Here is a 17,443-nt window from a genome sequence, read left to right on the forward strand (position 1 = left end):
GCAGTCTAGTTGCGTAATGGTTTGCCTTTCACTAACATATGTTGCATTCTTGCTTGAGATTTTGGATCTGCAACTAAACTTAAGAAAGCTTCACGCTCTAAGTTCAATAGATATTGCTCATCCACTAAAGTACCGTATGGAACCTCTCCGCCAGCGATGACGTATGCAAGCTTTTTCGCAATTTTCATGTCATGCTCACTGATATATCCGGATAAGAACATACCTTCAGCACCTAATAATAGAGCTGCATATCCAGGAGAACCTGAAACAGGTACCTGTTCGCGAATTGGCGCTTTATATCCAGCATCTGCCAGAGCTAGTGCTGCTTTCTTCGAATCGTAGATTAAATGATCAGGGTTAACACTAATGCCATCTGCAAAACTCAAGAAGTTGTTTTCACGAGCTTCTTCACCAGAAGTCGATACTTTCGCCATTGCAATCGTTTCAAACACCTTGCTAGCAATATTTAGGTAATCAATTTGAACACCATTAGGAACACCTCTTAAGTGTTTAAGGTAAAGCTCTTTGTTGCCTCCACCTCCAGGGATCAATCCTACTCCTGCTTCTACAAGACCCATATAAGTTTCAGAAGATGCTTGAATATGTGCCGCTGGTAAAGTAGCTTCCGCACCTCCGCCAAGTGTCATTCCAAATGGAGCAACTACAACTGGCTTTGTAGAGTATTTGATTTTCATCATCGCGTTTTGGAATTGACGAACAACGAAGTCCAATTCAAAAATATTATCGTCCTGTGCTTCCATAAGAATCATTCCAAGGTTTGCACCTACACTGAAGTTTTTACCTTGGTTACCTATCACAAGCCCTTTGAAGTTTTTCTCTACTTCATCAATTGCAAAGGTTATCATTTGAAGAATATCTAAGCCGATTGAATTGGATTTTGAGTGAAATTCAAGTAGAGCAATTCCGTCTCCTAAGTCTATTAAGCTAGCTCCTGAATTCGACTTGATCACACCATGTTTTTTCTTATAGCTTTTAAGATTAATCACTTTATCACTTAAAGGAACTGCTTTGTATTCTGTTCCATCGAAGTAGAAAAGATCGCCATTGTCTTCTTTATAGAAGGATTCCAAACCTTTGTCTAATAAAGATTGAACGAATGAAGGAATGTCATGACCTTCTGCTTTCATTTTCTCAACGGAATCCTTCACACCTATTGCATCCCATATTTCAAAAGGTCCTTGCTGCCAGCCGAATCCCCATTTCATCGCATCGTCAATCGATACGATATCGTCTGCAATTTCCCCATGTAGCTGAGCAGAGTATATAAGTGTTGGACTTAAGATACTCCATAAAAGCTCCCCAGTACGGTCTTTTGCATATGTTAACGTTTTCACTTTTGCCGCTAAGCCTTTTTGTTGCTTCGCCATTTCCATTGAAGGAGTTTTTAGCTTTTTCATCGCTTCATATTCAAGTGTCTCTGGGTTTAACTCTTTAATTTCTTTTCCTTCTTTTAAGAAGAAACCTTGACCTGTTTTAGCCCCAAGCCATTTATTTTCAAGCATTTTTTGCATAAATACTGGTATTTCAAATACCTTTTGTTCTTCTCCTGTTGTTTGGTCATATACATTTTTAGCAACATGTGCAAACGTATCAAGTCCAACAACGTCCAGTGTACGGAAAGTGGCGGATTTTGGACGACCAATCAGAGGACCAGTTACTGAATCTACTTCTCCGACAGAATATCCACGTGCTTGCATCTCCCGTAGTGAAACAAGTAATCCGTATGTTCCAATTCGATTTGCAATAAAGTTAGGAGTGTCTTTAGCTAAAACGACTCCTTTACCTAGAATGTCTTCGCCAAATTGCTTCATGAAATCCACTACTTCTGTATCCGTAGTTTTTGCTGGAATTACTTCTAATAATTTTAAATAGCGAGGCGGATTGAAAAAATGTGTTCCTAAGAAATGTTTTCCAAAATCTTCCGAACGCCCATCAACCATCGCATTTATGCTTATACCTGAAGTGTTGGAACTAACGATTGTTCCCGTTTTGCGTACTGCATCTATTTTTTCATATAAGTTCTTTTTCACTTCTAAATTTTCAACAACTACTTCAATAATCCAGTCAACATCTTTTAATTTTTCTAAATCATCTTCTAAGTTGCCAGCAGTTATTAACTGTAGGTTTTTTGTAGAAGTAAGTGGAGCTGGTTTTTGTTTTAAAAGTTTTTGTAATGCTGTTTGAGCAAAACGATTCCGAACTGCAGGATGCTCCAAAGACCATCCTTTTGCTTCTTCCTCTTTATTTACTTCGTTCGGAACGATATCTAATAATAATGTAGGAATGCCAATATTGGCTAGGTGAGCAGCTATTCCAGATCCCATTACCCCCGAACCTAAAACAGCAGCCTTTTTGATTTGATATGTCACGTGCAAAGCCTCCCCTTCGTCTTGAATGAATGCTCATTCATTTTATAGATAAAAAAAATAGAAGCAATTTCTATATCTATTAGTTTAGAACAATATTTAAATTTTCGCAATAATAAAATGATGTGTTTAGAGCAATTTTCTTTCTAGTCATTCCGAAACAGTGTACACTATTTAAGAAAAGTGTATGACGCTAATTTTAAAGAGCCTATTGCCCTTTAAGAAGACAAAAAACTCGTCGGAGGTATATATTATGAATAAAATTACAACAGCAGAACAATTCAATGAAATTATTTCTGGAGACAATGAAGTACTAGTAAAATTCGAAGCTGGTTGGTGCCCTGATTGCCGTCGTATGGAAATGTTCATAGACCCAATCGTGGAAAAGTACAATCAATATACTTGGTATGAAGTTAACCGAGACGAACTTCCTGAAATTGCTGAAAAATATGAAGTAATGGGTATTCCAAGCCTACTTATTTATCAAAATGGAGAGAAAAAAGCACACTTACATAGTGCAAATGCAAAATCTCCTGAGCAAGTAACAGAATTTTTAGATGCACAAAACTAAAAAACATTTAGCCCTTTCGAGTTCTAACTCCTAAGGGCTTTTTAATGTTTAGTTATTATTCTTAGAAAAATTAATACATTTCTATTTAACTATCCTTTTTTCTGTATTAATTTGATTAATCCCATCGTTATTCGTATAATGGAAAAAAGTAGAGGTGTCAGTATGTCACAAGAGGTAGAAATCCAACAATTAAAAGATAAAATTGCATATTACGAACAAATAATCCAAACAATGTCTACACCTATTATTCCATCTATTGTTCCTAAAACGATCATGATACCAATTGTTGGGTATATGTTTCCGGAACGTTTCGTTAATATTGAAACACAAACCCTCATGTATATCGGAGAAAATAGAGACATTGAAAATGTTGTTTTTGATTTCACAGGAGTTAGATTAGAAGATGTGGAATCATTTGACTACAATGACCTTGCAATTTCGATTTCTCGGTTAAATAGTTCTCTACGACTTATGGGTGTTCGTGCCATTTATGTAGGCTTCAATCCTAGATTCATTCGAGAAATAGTTCACGCAAGCATTCATGTGGAAATCGAAACATATAAAAGCTTCCGCGTAGCCTTGAATCGACTCTTAAGCGAAACAAACCAAACAATAGCTTCTATTTATGAAGTGAAGTAAAACAGCAACTATAGAAATTATAGCTGCTGTTTTTGCTTATATAATATTTTTAACCATAAAAACTTGTGATATCTCTGTATTTTTGAACCCATTCTTTTGTAAGAAAGAAATCGTCTTATGATTCATATCCAATAAATTATAAGTTGTTCTTTTAAGTGGTTGTTTAAAGTCAAGCCCCTCCTGCAATACTAATTGGAGTGCTCGCTCCCCTTCCTCACTCTCCTTTTTCATAACCGTTTGAAATAATGTGACACCTTCTGGTTCAGATCCATATTGTTGTTTTTTTCTTATAAGGCAAGCTGCATATATTTCATCATTTTTTGTTGCAATGACCGCCTCTCCCCCTATTTTAGGAGTTATGGAAGGATCCACCTGCCATGGTACTCGCGTAGGAAAAATATGACCGTGTGCGGCTTGTAATGCAGGAATTCGTTTAATAGTAAATTCATTCACTAAATCTTCCTTATAAGGAAGCTCGCCTTCTGATTCCAAAAAGTGTAGTGTGTCGATTACTTCATAGCCGACATTTTCATACAACTTTATAGCAGGTTTATTTACAGACAACGCTTCTAAAGTAGCTACAGACACATTTTGTTGTTTTAGTAAATCAAGCGCTTTTTCCATCAGAACAGTCCCAAGTTTTTTCCCTCTATATGCAGGAATGATTCCTGTTCCACCATTCCATGCTATTTTTTGACCATCTATCTCTCTTATTCCCTGTAATACAAAGCCTATTGGTTGATCTGCATCGTACATTACAATGGATAGTTCTGGAGAGAGACCTTCATTTCCCATACGGATCACAAAAGCATCAAGTGACATCTTCATCGGTATAAAATAACCTTCAAATCCATTTATAAAAAGTTCATGTGCTTGCTTAAAAGATAAATTTTCCATTGTTTTAAACGTAATCATCCTAAGCTCCCCTTTGTAGAAATGCTATATACATCTCTTTTGACGTACTCACAATTTGCAAATAAGAAAAGGAAGGTAAGACTGATGCATGTAAAAGCATGCCATCAATCATACTCCAAAATAGTTTAGCCGCGTGTAATGCATTGAGTTCTCTTGAAACCTCTCCGCTATTTTGACCTTCTATTAAAATAGTACGGATAAGGTCATAAAAAATTTCACTATGTCTCTCGTATTTCATTCGTTCTACTTCTCTACTTCCAGCAATCCAGTGCTCTAATTGGTTTCTTACACTATTTAATTTTGGTTCTTTCAACCACTCGTTGGATGTGTATAAATCGAAGAGCATCTCCATCTTTTCTATGGAGGAATGAACATGTGAGAACTTATCTGCTAAAACAGAAATAGTCTGTTCTACCTGCTGTTGAAGCATATGATCGTATACTTCCTCCTTACTTTTGAAGTAATGATAAATTGCACCTTTACTCATCCCAGAAGCTTTCACTAAATCATCCATCGTCGTAGAGTAAAACCCATTTTCACCAAAAACAGTTGCTGCAGCCTGAATTATTTCTTTTTTCTTCTCTTCCTTGTATTCTTCCGATACTTTTGGTGTCAAAGTGAACACTTCCCTTTTAAAACGATGTAAAGCAAATTGGGCTAATTCTAGATGAAAACCACTCATCTAGTATTTTTGCCTCTACATTATATAAAGTAACTTCCCCATAATTTTGAAGCGCTTCAATCGAAACACACCCCATCCACCAAGAGCTTAAATCATGAATACCAATCGAAATGTTTGCTTTTTCATTCGAATTTTCTAGCTTGATGGCATTCCAAAAGTCTCCATTATAAACGACTTCATATAACCCATTCTGTTCTTTTACAAAAGAGTCTTCCAACTTTATTAATATTCTAGTAAACTCTTCCGGTCTTTTAAGATTATGAAAATTTGTCGTATGAACAAATGAAATAATATTACAAACCCGATACATCAATCCTGATCCAGTTGTTGCAACTTCATGGTTTGCACTAGGTATTAAATGATTGGAACCGTTTAAAGGATTGGTAAGTGCATACAAAAAGGACGGATCATTCGTACGAAAAACTATACGGTCCACTTGATCTTGTTGAGATTGCAACCAAGCAGCTAATTGCTTATATGCACTTGGATTGGACCAAATCCATTCATGTACGATTAACTGTTGATGTAAGAAGTGACTATCCTTTACTGGTTCTAACGAGAATGCTAATGCACCAATTAGTTGTTCCTTTTCTTTAACACCTACATAATTGGTCACTGCATTTCTTATTCGCTGCCGCTCATTCCATGTTCTTTTAATCATCCCATGATGCTTTTGAGCGTAGTCATTATATAATGATACGATTGCTTCTTCATCGTTCGGAGATAAAAACTGTACAAGTCCTTTTTCCCCGTCACTAACAACCCCATGTGGTTCAATCTTAAATTCATACTTCATTGGGCCATATCCGTAGCCCATCTTCCGATAAAAACTAGGATTAAAGGGATAAAGTGATACGAGCGATACATTTTCCTGCTTTGCATAATCATGGAAATGAGAAAGCAAATTAAATGCGATTTTCTCTTTCTTATGAAGCAGATGAACAGCAACCATCCCTATACCAAATATTCGCTGAAATTTACCATTTATATTGCATTCAAATTCATTTAAGCGATATAACCCAATAAGTTCTTCTACTTCATTAAAATAGCCAAAATATTGAATACCATTTTGTTCCTCATCTTCTTTTTTTATACGGTCTATAAATGCCTGTTTACTTTCTTGCGTTTGTATATGCATGCCTGGATATGCAAGTGCAACAAGATTAGCAGCACCTTCAAAATCCTTCGTTATTATACGTCGAATCAAACCTTTACCCCCTTTAAATGTAAATAAACTACTCAGTCGGTTTTATTATAAAATAGTCAAATTATTTTAACAATACTTTTCTTATATACTGTTTCTGTTGCAAATAACTAGAAGGAAGATTAAATTAAATAAAAAAGCTCTTCCTATTTAAAGGAAGAGCTTAGACTGTAGACAAAATCGATTTTGGGTGTATAGAGTATAATATTAAATTCGGCAAGGACCCCCACTTCGCTTTCCGTGGGCTTGGCTTCAGCCTCCTCGTCACTTCAAAAACATGTGCTCCTGCGGTTACTCGTCGCAAAGACACTGGCCAAATAAAGTTCGACCAGTGTCTTTCCTGCGGGGTCTTCTGCTCAAGCTATTCCCACAGGAGTCTTCGTGGTGATCCTTACCTTATAAACAATTCCTTATAGAAAACTACTATCTTTATTTTTAATTGGATAAAGAAGATTTTATTCATAACCGTTTCTAAAAATATTTTTGTCGTCAATCTGAGCTCTACTCTTTTTATAGGAAGAACTTTTCAATAATCAAATTCGCATTTTGGAGGTTCCATATGAAAATACAATTGCCTGTACAAGGGCATTCCCAATATGATTCGTCCATCCAAACAAACTTTCAGGCTTCCGCTTGTGGACCTGTCACAGCATATGTTCTATTAAACTATCTTTTTCCAAATGCATGTCCTTATCAACCGAACGAGCTTTATGAAAGATTGGGTGGCACTCGTATCGGATTGTTTACACATCGTTTTGTACGTAATTTACGTAAACTACTTGGACCCAATTGGAAGGTGGAAAAGTGCACACTTGGAACGGCTTTAGAAGAATTAAAAAAGGGACGCCCTGTTGCTCTAAAATTTGATAAATACTTTTCATTCCGTTGGAGAAGAAAATTTACATTTGCTTATCACTGGGTACCTCTTATAGGATGCGAACTAATAGACGATGAATTATTTTTAATAATCCATGATAATGGAGGTCGCCATCGAGCAAGTCAAATCCGTAAAATACGCTTTTCGGATGATGCACCTATTTTAACTTTTGTACAAGTAACTCCAAAATCCTAAAGTTGGTTTTGGAGTTGTCTAGCTAAAATCGTATACCCATTATCATATAAGTAATCGAATTTTGAGTCTGAAATATTTTGTACAATCAGTTGATCAAGTTCTGCTTCTATTGGAACGTCACGTCGAATTGTTGCCAATTCTTTAGATAGTTGAAGCATTTCCAAATCTGTTTCTATTTTAGTTCGATGCCCTGCTTTTAATAAATGAAGAGACTCGAGAATTTTATCCACAGTCCCATATGTTTGAACCAATTGTAATGCCGTTTTAGGACCAATCCCCTTCACTCCAGCATAACCATCGCTAGAATCTCCCATGAATGCTTTTACATCAGGAAAAAGAAGCGGTGAAATACCGTATTCTTCTAAAAAGCGAGCTTCACTATAAACATCATAAATCGTAAATCCCTTTTTCGTAAACGCAATCTCCGTAGAAGGATGAAGAAGCTGAAGTAAATCCTTATCTCCACTTACAATCGTAAATCGAGCTTCATCTTGCCATTTATGTGTAATAGAAGCAATCGTATCGTCTGCCTCCATCCCAACTATCCCAAAGTTCATCCATCCTAAATGTGCAGACAAATCCTGTGCCATATCAAATTGTGGTATTAATTCTTCTGCTGGCTTTGGACGGTTCGCTTTATACCCATCATATAGCTCATTACGAAAAGTTTGCATACCTTTATCCCAGCAAATAGCAAGATGGGTTGGTTGCATTAAATTTTGTGCAGCTAATACATGTCTTGCAAAGCCTTGGACTGCATTTGTTGGAATGCCCTTAGAATTTTTAAAGAAATTACCGGACATTGCCGTTGCAAAAAAAGACCGAAACAGCAAGGCCATACCATCTATTACTAATACATGTGGTTTATCTTCTGTCATGTCAAACACCCTTTATAGTAGATTACTTTAAGTATAACATGTTTGTGATTGAATCTTCGAAACTATGGGTATTAGAATGGATATCAATATTTGGGGGTTCTCACATGAAAATACATAATGGATCACTCTATTGGCCATCTACAACAGAACCATTTGAACCTAGTGCTAATTTTGACAAAATGGAACTTTACGATGTGATCATTGTTGGTGGAGGAATGTCAGGTAGTTTAACAGCTTTAGCAATGGTAGAGGCAGGATTTTCGGTTGCTATACTCGATAAAAGAAAATTTGGAACTGGAAGCACAAGTGCAAACACAGGGCTACTGCAATATTCAAATGATGTAATGCTCCATGAACTAATTGAACAAATTGGCGAGCAAGATGCAGTTCAATTTTATAAACTTTGTTATCAAGCAGTAGACGAACTTGAAAAAATAGTAAATGAATTACATATAGATTGTGATTTCATTCGTCGTCCAAGCATTTGCTTTGCTAGTGATGAAAATGATGTAGAAAAAATAAAAGCGGAGTATACAACTTTACAGAAATATGGTTTTCCAAGTGATTATTTTGGACCAAATGAAATGCGAGAGAAGTTAACATTCTCTAAACCTGGAGCATTAGTAACGATGGAAGATGCGGAAATAAACCCATTAAAATTTGTACAAGGGTTACTACAAAGATTAGAGGAAATGGGTGTACATTTATTTCCCTACGTAGAGGTAGAAGATGTCTATGAAACGGATGGTCAGTTAGATATTAGAACTTCAGAACAATCCTTCTTAGCGAAAAACATTATATTCACTACTGGATACGAAACCGTTCCTATTGGGAAACGCATTGGCGCTAACATAAATCGCTCCTATGTAATTGTAAGTAATCCAATCAACAACGTCGATAATTGGTACAAACAGGCACTTATTTGGGAAACAAAACGACCATACTTATATATTCGGTCGACGGTCGAGAACAGATTAATTGTCGGTGGATTAGATGAAGATCAACCAGATGCTCCCTATTCTCAGGAATTAATACAACAACGTGCGGATAATTTATTGGAAAAGGCCAAAGAATTATTTCCTTCATACAATATTGAAATTGACTTTGCATATGCAGCAAGCTTCGGAGAATCTATCGATAATCTTCCTTTCATCGGTGAACATCCCACAAAAACAAAACATTATTACTTACTTGGATACGGAGGAAATGGGACGGTTTATAGCATGCTTGGTTCACAGATACTAAAAGATTTAGTTATAGGAAAACCAAATGATGATGCTGGGATTGTACAATTAAATCGAATGTGTGGAGTAAAATAAATAAAACTAAGGGATTTAATTACCCTTCGTTTTTTTATGAAATAATTTTCATAACATCCCCAACATCACGCATATGCATACTCTGAAAATTATATTTGGTCTTTAAATACTCCACATGCTTTAAAATTTCTTCAAGAAACAGTAAATTTTCTTCGGTATTCATTCCAAAATTATGTGGATGCCACCATAAATGAAATATTTCATTAGACTTGGCTGCTTTTGTCAATCCATTTTTGATACGCCGCAAACGTAATCCCTCTACAACTTTAAATCGTTTACTATATGGCCTTAAAAACCTACTGGATTGTATATTTATCAGTGGTTCTGTTTGTATATCTGCAAATGAATATGTATGATGCCCTGTCAAATTCACATAGGCATCAACTAATCGAAGCATTCGTTTTGTTTTCGTATTTGTTTTACTAGTATACGGCCTATATATCCAACTATCCTCTGTACCTCTAAAAGTAGTAATTCCATATTTTTTACTCATCTTTAAATAATCCATATTCGTTTGGTTTCGTGGAAACACTAAGGATGTAGCATTTTGATTGAGACTAACAACCTCTTTAAGATCAGCCTCAAATTGTTCCATACGTTGACCATCTTCCAAACAATAATAATGAGAAAAAGTATGAGTGCCGATTTCTTGATTTGGAATTGTTTTAATAATATCAATTAAAGATGAACCAAAATGATAGGGATCTTGAATTTCATTTTCTCCTACGTTTGGGAGATTATTTTTAGGCGAAAATGACTCATCTACATAAGTAATATTTAGTTGCTCTAACCTGTCTAACAGTTCCTTTTTGTTTTTGCAATATAACATACCCACGATTGCCCAAGTTGCATGAATATCATACTTTAAAAAAAGCTGTAGAATCCGAGGGATAGCTCGTCTAGCCCCAAGTATATTTTCACCATATTCCTCAAGAGTAAAAACATCATGTACTCCCCAGTTCAATTCAAAATCTAGTGAAATAACAAGTGCTCCCAGTATGTCATCCTTTCTTCATCTTCTTTGAACGTAACCATAGGACAAATTTGCCTACTTTTGAATTCGCTTCATACCCTGAATATACATCAGTGATTTCTCCACCAAATTCCATTTTAAATTTGCGGATATTTTCATTGTCAGTTAGTCCACCCATATCATATGTTTGATGGTTATTTTCTTTAAAAAATAAAATATTTTTCCAAAGTAAATATCTACTTGCTTTACTTAATAACCGTTTCTCTTCCTTACTTTCCTTAAGTCTAAAATGAGAAGCAGAGTATAGTGATAAAGCAGTTTCACCATCTGTAAGATATACACGGTAACAAAGAACGTCATTTCTATCGCTTACTATTCTAGTAATTATTAGGGCATTTTGCTTGATTAACAAATTCATTGTATGAACATGAAAGTTCCCACATCTGTAAGTATTTACAGTTTTTGCGAAGTTGTTATAAAAATCTCGAAATTCATGAACGTCAGAAATTGTTGGATTTTTAATAACTTCAATATTAAAATTAAGACTTTCAGATTGATTTATTTGCTTTCTATTTGATCGATGCAAATTTGAAAATAATTCTTCCTCACTTTTTGTTAAATCAATATAGAGGGTTTCTATTTTTCGAGAGTTATTAAAGGGAATGAAGGAGTGTGATATTCCTTCAATATCTGTACCTTTTGTATTCAATAAAGGTTCTTTCAAAAAGTAATAAGTATTAATTTTAGTATTTAAAATTTTTCTTTCTAAAAGAATTATAAAAGGCACCTTCTTTTTTTATATAACTACAGTGGAAAAAGAGAAGCTAAATTTGTAAATTCTCTTTTCCTTTTAAGAGAAGCTTTTCTTTTATCCATAATGAATTACGATAAGTCTTTGCTCTTAATGAATTTGTAGAAAACAACATTTTTCTTTTATAAGTGGATTTTTCTACATCTTTTAACTTAATGGAATATTCCTTTATGTTTCTTGCCTTAAGGTAATTAGATATTTTCCCTGGTGTGCCCTCACTTTCTAACAAACCATTCAATAAAAAAATTACACTCTTCTTTTGTTTTAGAATCATATCTAGAACGAACATAATAACACGGTCCATGTCTCTTCTTTTTACAATTACATTGCTATGATTCATATCTAATAATGATAAAAATTGTATCTTATAACCAAACCAATTTTTATTTAATTGAAAAGGAAAAAATGCAATTATTTTATTATGCTCCTTTACTGCATGGATTTCTATCTCAATATCTTTATTAGATGATTTCCACCAATTATAAATATAATCGAATTCTATAAATGGATTTATATTTTCATTTTCTTTTAAAATTGCCTTCCATTCTCTTTCATATAAACTTAAATGTTTATATGTTTTGATTAGAATGAGCTCCAAATAATCCTCCTTACTTTTATTTTTGTTTTACTTGAGTGTAAAATTGGATTGTTTCCTTCAACCCTTCTACGAAGCTATAGGTTGGACTCCATTCAAGATTTACTCTTGCTTTTTCATTGGAAAGTAAACTTCTCTCAATTTCACCTTCTCTTAAGTTCTCATAAATTGGATTAGAACCTACTTCTAATAGTTCCGATATTTCTTCATATACCTGTTGAATAGATACTTCGGTGGAAGAACTGATATTAAAAATACCTGTTGTATCAACTAATAATGATTGTATGCAAGCTGCAGCAACATCTTTCACATATATAAAATCTCTCGTTTGGTTGCCATCAAATATAACAGGATCTTCCCCATCTAAAAGACGATTGAGAATACTCGTTACTACTCCACTTGCTTGCATAGGACCATACACATTTGAGAAACGTAGTATACAGCTTTTTAAACCAAATAAGTTTTCATATAACTGAACATATTTTTCTGCTGAAAGCTTCGATAATGCATAAAAAGAAAGCGTAGCTAGCTTACTCTCCTCTTTCACTGGTAGTATACTTGGATTACCATAGACCGCTGCGGTAGATGCGAAAATACATTTTTTCACTTCAAACTGTTTACATAAACGAAGAATATTAAGTGTCCCAACCAAATTTGCATGGCAGTCTTCCATCGGATTAACCATCGAATTCAATACAGATGATTGAGCAGCTAAATGAATAACATATTCTGGACTTTCAATTCGAAAAACCGCCTCTAACTCACTACTTGTAATATCCATCTTGTAAAATGGAACTTCTTCAACCAAATTACATTCGTTACCTTTAGATAAATTGTCTAATGCAATTACTGAAAAATTTTCTTGTACTAATGCACGTACAACATACGAACCGATAAACCCCGCCGCCCCTGTTACTAAAACCTTCAACCATTCTCCCCCAATATAAGTAGATTACGATATTCAGAAATTGTTTTTTCATACATTTTTTCAAAAGTAAAGCTTGCTTCATATATCTCTCTGCTTTTTTGACCCATTTTTTTTTGAAGTAATACATCTTCTATCAATAATGGAAGAATTTCTGATAAATTATTACGTATTAAAAACCCATTTTCCAAATCTCTTACTGCTTCTTTAACACCTCCGACATTAGAAGCTATAATAGGTAGACCGTATACCATCGCTTCTAATATACTTAAAGGAAGTCCCTCCCAAGCAGAGGCAAGCACAAAGATATCAGCGTCTTTTAAAAGCTCAGAAACATTTGAATGACTCCCGAGGAATGTAACCTTATGTCCTAAAAAATTTTCTTGAACAAATTGTGCAGATGCTTGTTTTAAACTTCCATCTCCCACAAAAATCATATGCCAGTTTAAATCTTTCAAAACGAAGAGTGCCTTCAAAAGCTCTAATTGTTGTTTTGGTTTTTCAAAACGAGCAACCATAATAATTTTGGTGACATCGATGCTATCCTTTTTTAACAATATATTCCTTGTGTCAACTACTCCATTATGGATTGTTATTATTTTTTCTGGAGGCAGGACTTGATGACGAAGTGCAAGATTCCTATCATGATCACATACTGTTATCACTCTCTTTGATAGTTTTCCAACCAACTTTTCCACTTTTCGATAAAGGAATTGTTTTTTTTCCTCTACCCCTTCTGTAAATGCCCATCCATGTGCTGTAAATACGCATGGAATTCGAACTGACCAGCAAGCAATTCTTCCAATAATTCCAGCTTTTGAAGAGTGAATAGCAACAATATCTGGTTTTATCCGCTTTAACATTCTCCGAAGTTCAATAAAGGCTAAAAAATCTTTTAATAAATGAATCTCTCGAATTAAAAATGGATTATGCATATAGTGAATACCTTCTACTAACAAATCATCAGAGACTCGTTTATTTCCACCATAGATAATGGTTACTGTATGATTATCTCCATCTAGTCGGCGAGAAATATCTCTTACGTGTACTTGAGCTCCACCAATTTCATTCATATGTGTGATCAACTGAACTATTTTCATTCATCATTCCTCATTTCTTTGGAAACGGAGCAAATGTTCTATCTCGTTATTCAACGATAACTTTAGAAAATCCAAGAAAAGATTTTTTTATTATTTTTTGATGTAATGAAAAACCTAAGTTTTCTATTTCACTAATTTCTTGCTTAGAAGATGCTTTTACACATAGGTAAAGCTTATTGGCATTACTTTCGTTTTTTATAAAAGCACAAATCTCTTTTAGATTATCCACACGCCAATTTTCAATAAATATCGAGCTCTTTCTAAAATCCTTTAAATAGGAAATATCATCGATACGAATAACCTTTTCATTTGTCCAAAAGATTTCTTTGAAAAATAGTTTTCCAATCGGATAATATCCTTTATATGCACCATATATCTTTGTACAAATATCCCTCATATGATGGGTAACTAGTTCCTCGCTATTATTAGCTTCTTTTATAGTCAATTGAATAATATTATTTTTATAAATAACATTAGAGACATTCTTTCTTTCAATTTCATAGATAAAGTATTGTTTCCATTGAAACAAAAACTTTAATTTTGGAATCAAAAAAGCAGTTAATACTTGCTTTGTCTCTCTATAATTTTCTCTAGTAAAGATATTCCTCAATACGTATAAAACTTTTCCTATTTTATTTCGCTTAAATAATACTAATTTTTGGTTAACCTTAATACGGGAGATAAAGGTTTCTTTCGTCGATATACGTTGCCTAACTAACCTTGCAAAAAATGTATTGTTAGAAAAAATTATCTTTTTTGTGTAATCCAGATCTGTATTCCATTCGAACTTGTATGTCTCATAACCAATACTCAAATCAAATATTTTTATCTTTCGTTCGCTGCATTGAAGAATCTTTTCTTTTTCAAGAATTCTACCTGGACTAAACACCTCATAGTCATCATCAAATCCCAAAACGTAACTAATATATCTACCTCTGCATTGATATCCATAGTTAAAAGCAATCATGTTACCATCCATGTAAAGTCCATCAATTTCTGTGGTCAGAGCGACTCCCTGTAATTTTGCTAAGCTCTCATAAAATTTTCTTTCTTTGATATTTGTAAAGCCACTAGTGTCATGTTTCTTTTTCCATCTCTTATCATGAATCTTAAATATTTTCTCCATTTCTTCAGGACCAGATAACGCAACCTCTACAAGCCCATTTGCTCTAATTCTTTTTTCTCTCCGATCAAGACGATGAAGTTTTTGTCTTTTCTTAATATATTCCTCCATTTGTATCTTATCTAAATTAATATATGGAGTTATAACACGATGTGTGGAAGTTCTAAATTTTCTTTTCCTCAAATATACTTCCAGTTTTCTATGTGAAAATGAACTTTCTAAGAGCCCATGCAAATTAAATACAACATGTTTTTTTGCATGAATAATGTAATCCATCACAAACTCTATAACGGTTTCAACAGAGTGCTCATAGGAAATGAAATCCATATAATTTGCATGACCAATTCCGATAAAACTATAAGTATAAACCCATCCTTTTTTCTTATATAAAAAAGGGAAAAATGCAATTACCTCATTATTTTTAATTACAACAATAATTTCTATGTTCTTTCCTTCACCTAAATGTTTCCACCATTCGTTTATCCAATCGAATTCTATAAATGGATTTGTATTTACATTCTGAGACAAAATGAAAGACCATTCTTCTCTATATTTATTTAACTGTTCAAAAGAAGTGATTTTTCGTAATTCCAGGTTTTCCAGATTATCTATCCCTTCCTATTCTTGTAAATATATTCTTTTTTATAAATGAACCTTTTTTCGTATAAAATTTAATATTGTTTTTGTTTCTTTTACTTTCATTACGGTAATTAGAATGAAATAGACAGCACATCCAATAAAAACTACTAATGTCATTTTTAGTAATTCATTAATATTTATTAATACATATCTATATAAAATGAAGACAATTGCTCCCATTATCGTTGAAGCTAAAGTGACTTTAAGAAAAGTGTAAAAGTTTCTTTTTAAACCGAAGGATCCAATTTTTTTTCGAAGGTTGAGAACTAATAGAGTAGAACAAAAAAGTGCTGAAATGCTTGTTGCAAGTGCAAGTCCACTGATTCCCATAAAGGAAGATAGGAGAAAGTTTAAAACAATATTGATACCTACAGCCATTGAAGCATTATACATAGGAGTTTTTGAATCTTGTAGAGAGTAAAAAGTACGATTTAATACCTCACGGATTCCGTAACCGATCATACCAATTGAATAGAAAAATAACGCATGTGAAGTCATGTCAATCGCATGCTCGTCAAAATGCCCATGCCCGAATAACAACTTAATTATTGGCTCAGATAAAATCATTATTCCCATACTAGCTGGAACAACTATAAGTATTACACTTGAAATTACTTCACTAATAGAACTCTTAAAGTCTTCCGTATTCTTTTTAGCAGCCATATTAGAAATAACAGGAAACATAACTGTTACAAATGATAGAACAAAAATACCTTGTACAAAATCATTTAACCTACTCGCATAGGTTAGGGAGGAAATTCCACCTTCTATAATAGTAGAAGCTATTGTCTTATCAATCATTAAGTTTATTTGATCAATAGAGATGCCAATCATTATGGGATATATGATTACAGCCATTTTTTTAATGTTTTTATCACTAAAATTAAAAATAGGAGAATATCTATAACTTGTCTTATATAGGGAGGGCAGTAAAAATAACATTTGAAAGAGTGCAGCCACAACACTACCAATTGCTAACACGATAGTATCTGTATAAGCACTTATATATATAGAAATGATAATAATAAAATTAAAAGGTAATCCTATCATTGCAGGCACGGTGAACTTCCCATTTACTTGTAAGTAACTTGTAAAAAGTTGTGTAAGACTCGTAAAATAGATACCTACTAATCCTATTCGAGTGAACAGAATGGCGTTTTTTAATGTTTCGCCATCAAAACCTAACGCAAACATTTTTACTAAAACTTCACAAAATATTAAACCAGTTACAATGATAAAAGTTGTTATAACTAAAACAATGTTTATAAGATTATTTGTAAAAAATGTTGCAGCCTGTAGATTTATCTCATGTTCTATTTGCTTATACATCGGAATGTATGCTGTAGAAATCCCCATAATTATTAGACTAAACAAAACAGAGGTAATTGTTATAGAGATAATATAGGCATCACTTGTATAAGTAGCGCCATAGAAAAAAGAAAGGGTAATATCTCGTAAAAATCCAGTTACTTTGGAAAGGATCGTAATTATCATTACAAGTACTGCGATTTTTTTCATCGTTTCAATAGGCGAGTCCTTCTCTACTATTTTATTTATGGAGCATAAAAATAATATGATGTTGATCTAAAAATTCTTTTTAATCGTACGTA

General features: G+C 33.7%; 16 protein-coding genes. 4 read left to right on the forward strand and 12 right to left on the reverse strand.

The window, feature by feature from the left end; genetic code table 11:
- Positions 1-5: 5 nt before the first annotated feature.
- Complete coding sequence (locus tag P2Q73_RS01050; protein ID WP_481747129.1) at positions 6-2,390, reverse strand: 3-hydroxyacyl-CoA dehydrogenase/enoyl-CoA hydratase family protein; 2,385 nt, start codon at positions 2,388-2,390, stop codon at positions 6-8.
- A 250-nt stretch (positions 2,391-2,640) separates the two neighbouring features.
- On the opposite strand from P2Q73_RS01050, the gene P2Q73_RS01055 reads away from it, so the two are divergent.
- Both P2Q73_RS01055 and P2Q73_RS01060 read left to right on the forward strand, forming a co-directional pair.
- Positions 2,641-2,958, forward strand: a complete 318-nt coding sequence (locus tag P2Q73_RS01055) for a thioredoxin family protein (RefSeq protein ID WP_053588481.1) — start codon at positions 2,641-2,643, stop codon at positions 2,956-2,958.
- Between the two features lie 162 nt (positions 2,959-3,120).
- Complete coding sequence (locus P2Q73_RS01060; protein ID WP_056832748.1) at positions 3,121-3,597, forward strand: STAS domain-containing protein; 477 nt, start codon at positions 3,121-3,123, stop codon at positions 3,595-3,597.
- Between the two features lie 36 nt (positions 3,598-3,633).
- On the opposite strand, the gene P2Q73_RS01065 is transcribed toward P2Q73_RS01060, so the two are convergent.
- The 3 genes from P2Q73_RS01065 to P2Q73_RS01075 are packed head-to-tail and all read right to left on the reverse strand — an operon-like array spanning position 3,634 to position 6,401.
- Positions 3,634-4,512, reverse strand: coding sequence for a GNAT family N-acetyltransferase (locus P2Q73_RS01065; RefSeq protein WP_275782951.1), 879 nt, complete (start codon positions 4,510-4,512; stop codon positions 3,634-3,636).
- Position 4,513: 1 nt separating this feature from the next.
- Entirely contained in the window at positions 4,514-5,128 is a 615-nt protein-coding gene (locus P2Q73_RS01070) for a TetR/AcrR family transcriptional regulator (protein WP_172794404.1), read from the reverse strand.
- Between the two features lie 16 nt (positions 5,129-5,144).
- Positions 5,145-6,401, reverse strand: coding sequence for a GNAT family N-acetyltransferase (locus P2Q73_RS01075; protein WP_275782955.1), 1,257 nt, complete (start codon positions 6,399-6,401; stop codon positions 5,145-5,147).
- 556 nt (positions 6,402-6,957) lie between these two features.
- Between P2Q73_RS01075 and P2Q73_RS01080 the strand changes: the two genes are divergently transcribed.
- Positions 6,958-7,470 (forward strand): cysteine peptidase family C39 domain-containing protein, encoded by a 513-nt coding sequence (locus tag P2Q73_RS01080; protein ID WP_275782958.1) that lies wholly within the window; start codon positions 6,958-6,960, stop codon positions 7,468-7,470.
- Here P2Q73_RS01080 and P2Q73_RS01085 read toward each other — a convergent pair.
- Positions 7,467-8,348, reverse strand: coding sequence for a 5'-3' exonuclease (locus P2Q73_RS01085; RefSeq protein ID WP_275782961.1), 882 nt, complete (start codon positions 8,346-8,348; stop codon positions 7,467-7,469). The genes P2Q73_RS01080 and P2Q73_RS01085 overlap by 4 nt on opposite strands.
- 104 nt (positions 8,349-8,452) lie before the next feature.
- Between P2Q73_RS01085 and P2Q73_RS01090 the strand changes: the two genes are divergently transcribed.
- Positions 8,453-9,667: an NAD(P)/FAD-dependent oxidoreductase gene (locus P2Q73_RS01090; protein WP_275782963.1), complete on the forward strand. Its 1,215-nt coding sequence runs from the start codon at positions 8,453-8,455 to the stop codon at positions 9,665-9,667.
- A gap of 34 nt (positions 9,668-9,701) precedes the next feature.
- Here the strand turns inward: P2Q73_RS01090 and P2Q73_RS01095 are convergent, their stop codons facing one another.
- The 7 genes from P2Q73_RS01095 to murJ form a co-directional block, all read right to left on the reverse strand.
- Complete coding sequence (locus P2Q73_RS01095) at positions 9,702-10,631, reverse strand: polysaccharide deacetylase family protein (RefSeq protein ID WP_275782965.1); 930 nt, start codon at positions 10,629-10,631, stop codon at positions 9,702-9,704.
- A 37-nt stretch (positions 10,632-10,668) separates the two neighbouring features.
- Entirely contained in the window at positions 10,669-11,349 is a 681-nt protein-coding gene (locus P2Q73_RS01100; protein ID WP_275782968.1) for a hypothetical protein, read from the reverse strand.
- Between the two features lie 115 nt (positions 11,350-11,464).
- A complete protein-coding gene (locus P2Q73_RS01105; RefSeq protein WP_275782970.1) occupies positions 11,465-12,049 on the reverse strand; it encodes a GNAT family N-acetyltransferase in 585 nt (194 codons plus the stop codon).
- Between the two features lie 16 nt (positions 12,050-12,065).
- On the reverse strand, positions 12,066-12,974 hold the full coding sequence (locus P2Q73_RS01110) for an NAD-dependent epimerase/dehydratase family protein (protein WP_275782972.1): 909 nt from the start codon (positions 12,972-12,974) through the stop codon (positions 12,066-12,068).
- A complete protein-coding gene (locus P2Q73_RS01115) occupies positions 12,971-14,071 on the reverse strand; it encodes a glycosyltransferase family 4 protein (RefSeq protein ID WP_275782974.1) in 1,101 nt (366 codons plus the stop codon). Before P2Q73_RS01115 ends, P2Q73_RS01110 begins: the two co-directional genes overlap by 4 nt.
- Positions 14,072-14,117: 46 nt before the next feature.
- Positions 14,118-15,722 (reverse strand): GNAT family N-acetyltransferase, encoded by a 1,605-nt coding sequence (locus P2Q73_RS01120; protein WP_275782978.1) that lies wholly within the window; start codon positions 15,720-15,722, stop codon positions 14,118-14,120.
- Positions 15,723-15,836: 114 nt separating this feature from the next.
- Positions 15,837-17,351 carry a murein biosynthesis integral membrane protein MurJ gene (murJ, locus tag P2Q73_RS01125; protein WP_275782981.1) on the reverse strand — a complete coding sequence of 505 codons (1,515 nt, stop codon included), beginning with the start codon at positions 17,349-17,351 and terminating at the stop codon, positions 15,837-15,839.
- Between the last annotated feature and the right edge of the window lie 92 nt (positions 17,352-17,443).

The organism is Bacillus sp. Cr_A10 (genome assembly GCF_029222665.1).
GTDB lineage: Bacteria > Bacillota > Bacilli > Bacillales_A > Planococcaceae > Psychrobacillus.